The sequence below is a fragment of the Methylophaga sp. UBA5088 genome (assembly GCF_002414625.1).
Taxonomy (GTDB): domain Bacteria; phylum Pseudomonadota; class Gammaproteobacteria; order Nitrosococcales; family Methylophagaceae; genus Methylophaga; species Methylophaga marina.
In genome coordinates, this window is the sequence record NZ_DIAC01000105.1 from 8,138 (window position 1) to 13,360 (window position 5,223).

At 44.3% G+C, this 5,223-nt stretch carries 5 protein-coding genes; all 5 read left to right on the top strand.

Annotated elements, in window-relative coordinates:
* Positions 1-415 (top strand): DUF1841 family protein (locus tag B4K20_RS13300; protein ID WP_289283236.1); only part of this gene is annotated, 415 nt, incomplete at its 5' end.
* Between the two features lie 66 nt (positions 416-481).
* The gene (locus tag B4K20_RS13305) at positions 482-1,483 is read left to right on the top strand and encodes a zinc-binding alcohol dehydrogenase family protein (protein ID WP_289283237.1); all 1,002 of its coding nucleotides are present in this window, start codon (positions 482-484) and stop codon (positions 1,481-1,483) included.
* An 81-nt stretch (positions 1,484-1,564) separates the two neighbouring features.
* Entirely contained in the window at positions 1,565-2,041 is a 477-nt protein-coding gene (locus B4K20_RS13310; RefSeq protein ID WP_289283238.1) for a c-type cytochrome, read from the top strand.
* Positions 2,042-2,146: 105 nt separating this feature from the next.
* A complete protein-coding gene (locus B4K20_RS13315) occupies positions 2,147-4,966 on the top strand; it encodes a monovalent cation/H+ antiporter subunit A (RefSeq protein WP_289283239.1) in 2,820 nt (939 codons plus the stop codon).
* On the top strand, positions 4,967-5,223 hold a 257-nt coding region (locus tag B4K20_RS13320), incomplete at its 3' end, for a Na+/H+ antiporter subunit C (RefSeq protein WP_289283240.1).

Sequence of the window (5,223 nt, forward strand, 5' to 3'; positions counted from 1 at the left end):
AAACCGACAAGAAATCAGACAAGTCTATTTCGATGTTTGGAAGAAATTCCATACTAGCGCCCCCCTCACCGAGCTCGAAAAACACATCGCTCATATCATTGAGATTCATCCCGAATATCACGCCTTATTTAATCAACCAGATAAAATCGATCAAGACTACTTCGTTGAAGCTGGCGAAACCAACCCTTATTTACATATGGGGTTACATCTGGCTCTGCACGAACAGATTCAAACAAATAGACCCCAGGGTATTCGTGACATCTATCAGCAATTACTTCATTCCAAACAAGACCCACATCACTGTGATCACATGATGATGGACTGTCTGGCGCAATCTATATGGCAAGCACAACGTGATGGCATGCCACCATCAGAAGACGAGTACCTAAACGCTTTGAAGCAGCTTTTGCCATAAATCACAGCAACTTAATTCATACTATTGGGTCATTAACATCAAATAGCCACAAGCGGAGCAAAGTGAATGAAAGCCTATGGATTTTTTCAAGCCAATGGACAAGCACAAGAACTCGAGCGCGAGACACCCTCACCCAAAGGACATGATCTTCTTATCAAAATAGAAGCGATTGCTGTTAACCCTGTTGATACAAAAATTAAAGCCAGCCTGGGTGACAATAATGACAAGGCCAAAATTATTGGTTGGGATGCCTCTGGCACTGTTGTCGAGACAGGTGATGAGTGTGAACTATTTAAAGTTGGCGATAAAGTTTTCTACGCTGGCGATGTCACGCGTGATGGCTGTTATGCCTCACATCAATTAGTTGATGAACGCATTGTCGGCAAGGCCCCACAAAATTTCACTGCTGAACTAGCTGCTGCCATGCCGCTTACCAGTATTACTGCGTGGGAAGCCCTATTCTCAAGAATGCGCATTCAGCCCGATCTGGATAAAGGTAAAACCATCCTGATTGTTGGCGGTGCCGGCGGTGTAGGCTCAATTGCTATTCAACTGGCTAAACAGGTTGCAAAGTTCAATGTCGTGGCAACAGCATCTCGTAAAGAGTCTATCGATTGGTGCTATGCAATGGGTGCAGATCACGTCATCAACCATCAACAATTAACGGATCATTACTCAGCATTAAATATTGCTGCTCCCGATTATATTTTATGCTTAGCAGATACTGACCCATACTACGATGAACTGACCGATTTGCTAGCCCCTCAAGGCATGATTTGTTTTGTTGTCACAAGCGAGCAAAATCACAATATAGACAAGCTCAAAAATAAAAGTGCAGGCATCGTCTGGGAGTTTATGTTTGCCAGACCTATGTACAAAACAGCCGATATGATCGAGCAACATCACATATTGAATAGCATCTCAGAAATGCTGGATATAGAAACGCTTAAATGTACTCACAAACAGACATTGGGGCCGATGTCTGCCAGTAATATTGAACAAGCCCACCAACGTTTACTATCCGGTCATACCATAGGGAAAATATGTTTATCGGCAATAGAGAACTAATCCTTTCTGTTGCTTTTCGTGGCACAGAAAGTTCGTTAACCGTATAATCATCGCCATTATTAAAATAAGCAGAGGTTTTCAGTGAATAATAATAATTCTGGTCAATTTCTAATTGGTAGTATTGTCACCGTATTAATACTTTTCGGTTTGATATTAGTTGTGCTGGATAACGCACTCGAATTGGGCAAGAATGCAACCGCTCCAGCCAGCATGGATGAAGAAGCGGTCGCTGAACGTATCAAACCCGTTGCAGAAGTCAACATTGGTGAACCGCCTGCTGTGCAAGCAGCACCTGCAGAAGAAGATACCAATACTGGTGGCGCCGGTGAACAAATCGTGACGCAAGTCTGTGCTGCCTGCCATGCTTCTGGACTGATGAATTCACCTAAAATTGGCAATGCTGCAGACTGGGCTCCACGTATTGAAAAAGGTATCGACACCCTGCATAAGCATGCTATTGAAGGCTTTAATATGATGCCTGCTAAAGGTGGTCGTTCTGATCTGAGTGATGAAGCAATAATGGAAGCGGTAGACTACATGGTCGCTCAATCACAATAGCGTAAAGTCTGAAATGAACAAAAAAGCACTGTAGAGCGCTGCTCTACAGTGCTTTTTCATGTATAAATATAGAATATGAGCACCCGTTAGATAACAGGAAAATCAATGAATTTATTGGCGTTCAACTTACCTTTAGTTGCTCTAATCCCTTTTCTGGGCGCACCTATTGCCGCATGGGCTGCAAGATTTAATCGTGTTGCCTCTGCCTGGGTGGCGGGCATTGTCACCTTTTTAGCACTATTGATCTTGATGCCAGCTGTTCATATTCCTTTTGATAATGAAACACTGATTCAGAGCTGGTCATGGCTACCTGCACTGGGTTTAGATTTCGCGTTTCGACTTGATGGCCTGTCGCTACTCTTTAGTTTTCTGATCTTACTGATTGGACTACTTGTCATTCTGTATGCACGCTATTATTTATCGGCTCAGGACTCAATGGGCCGTTTTTTTGCGTATTTATTGATGTTTATGGGCTCAATGTTAGGCATTGTGCTTTCAGAAAATTTAATTCAGCTTGTTATATTCTGGGAATTAACATCCTTAACGTCATTTTTATTGATCAGCTACTGGCAGTACAGCCAAGATGCCCGCGATGGTGCAAGAATGGCACTGACCATCACAGGTGCCGGTGGTTTAGCTATGCTGGCTGGCGTATTAATGATTGGCAATATGGTTGGCAGCTTTAATCTCACCGACGTGTTGGCATCAGGCGATCTTATTCGCCAAAATGAACACTATCTGACGGCATTAGTATTAATTTTATTGGGCGTCTTTACCAAGTCGGCTCAATTCCCTTTTCACTTCTGGCTGCCTCACGCCATGGCAGCACCGACCCCTGTATCGGCCTACTTACATTCAGCCACAATGGTGAAAGCCGGTATTTTTATTCTTGCTCGACTATTTCCGGTTCTTTCAGGCACTGAGGCCTGGGGTTGGTTAGTGGGTGGGGCAGGTATGATAACTATGGTGCTGGGCGCCTATACCGCACTCTTTAAGCATGATTTAAAAGGACTATTAGCCTATTCCACCATAAGTCATCTTGGACTAATCACACTGTTATTTGGTTTTAGCACCAAGTTAGCTGCTGTGGCGGCCATCTTCCACATCATTAATCATGCGACCTTCAAAGCATCGTTATTCATGGTGGCTGGAATCATCGATCATGAATGTGGCACCCGCGATATGCGCAAAGTTAATGGCTTATTAAAATACATGCCACATACCGCTGTACTCGCCATGATCGCGGCGTCTGCCATGGCAGGTGTTCCCCTTCTGAATGGTTTCCTGAGTAAGGAAATGTTTTTCCAACAAGCTTTAACCGCAACGGATCACCATACTCTTAGTTGGGCGATTCCCGTCATTGTGACATTCGGCGCCGTTTTTTCTGTTGCTTACTCGCTACGATTTATCCACGATGTATTTTTTAATGGTGAACCTCAGGGCTTAAGCAAAACACCACATGAACCACCACGGTTTATGAAGATACCTGTCGATATTCTGGTATTGCTGTGTCTTGGGGTGGGTATGGTACCCATGCTGATTGTCGCCCCGATTCTAAGTGTGGCTGTCGCGGCGAGCATACAATCTGTACCACCTGATTATAGTCTCGCTATCTGGCATGGTTTCAATATCCCTTTATTAATGAGTTTTATTGCTCTGTTATTCGGCGTTATTGTCTATTTCTATCGGGAAAAATTATTCCGCTGGCACGATACAAATTTACCTCGCCTGGATGCGAAAACACTGTTTAACAGAATCACACACGGTTTATTAGTGCTGAGTGGCAGAATCAGTCGATTATTTGATCGTGGCTCTTTGCAAAATGCCATTAGTTGGGTATTGCTGTCTGGTGTCGCGGCAACATTGTATGGATTTTTACAGTTTGATAGCCCACTGTTTGGTGACCGCACTTTACTGGATGCGAACCTGCTCACCATGGTGCAAGTGGGTATTCTTGTGATTGCCAGTATATTAACGGCGTTATTGCATCATCAAAGACTTGTTTCACTGATTATTATCGGTGTGATTGGTTTGATCGTCTCCCTGGGCTTTGTGAAATTCTCAGCACCTGATTTGGCTTTGACGCAATTATCCGTTGAAGTCGTCACGATTGTGCTGCTGTTATTGGCTCTGTTCTTCTTACCACAGCACAGTCCTCAGGAAAGAAGTCATAGACGACTGTTTCGTGATCTGGTTTTATCCATTTCTGCAGGTGTCACTGTCATGTTATTAGCCATGGCTGTAATGAGCCGGGATTACGCGAGTATTTCTGGATTCTTCCTTGAGAACAGCAAGCCTGGTGGCGGTGGTACTAACGTGGTGAATGTTATTCTCGTTGACTTCCGTGGCTTTGATACATTGGGCGAAATTGTTGTACTAGCCTTAGCTGGTCTGGGTATTTTTGCGCTACTCAAAGATCTGAAATTACCTGCACCGCAACGTGACACAGAGGGACGTGAGTGGAGTCATGATCCTCACCCGCCGATTATGCAAACACTGACAAGACTGCTATTCCCATTAATGTTGATGGTTGCCGTCTTTATCTTCTTGCGAGGTCACAACTTACCTGGTGGTGGCTTTATCGCAGGATTGATTGCTGCAGTAGCACTCATTTCACAGTATCTTGCAAACGGTATTGCCTGGACAAACGCCAGAATCAAAGTGGATATGCATAAAGTCATTGCGGTTGGTTTAACAGCAGCTTTTGTCACCGGGTTAGCAGCCATGTTCCTGTCTTATCCGTTCCTAACGACGACATTCACCTATCTGACATGGCCGATTGTTGGCAAATTTGAAATTGCCAGTGCCATGATATTTGATTTAGGTGTATTTCTGGTGGTCGTTGGTGCAACCGTACTTATTCTGGTCGAACTGGGTAAGCTCAGTCACGCATCTCATGGTTTAGCTCAACAGGAGAAAAAATAGATGGAGTGGTTAGTTGCCATCGCGATAGGTGTCATGACATCAAGTGGTGTCTACCTTGTGCTTCGGGCTCGTACCTTTCCTCTGGTACTGGGGTTAACGCTGATTTCCTATGCAGTGAATGTATTTTTATTCGTTATGGGACGCTTACAAATTGGTGAGGCTGCCATTATCTCTGCGGAAACAACCAAATATACCGATCCTCTTCCTCAGGCGCTGGTATTAACCGCCATCGTCATCGCATTTGGCATGACGGCATT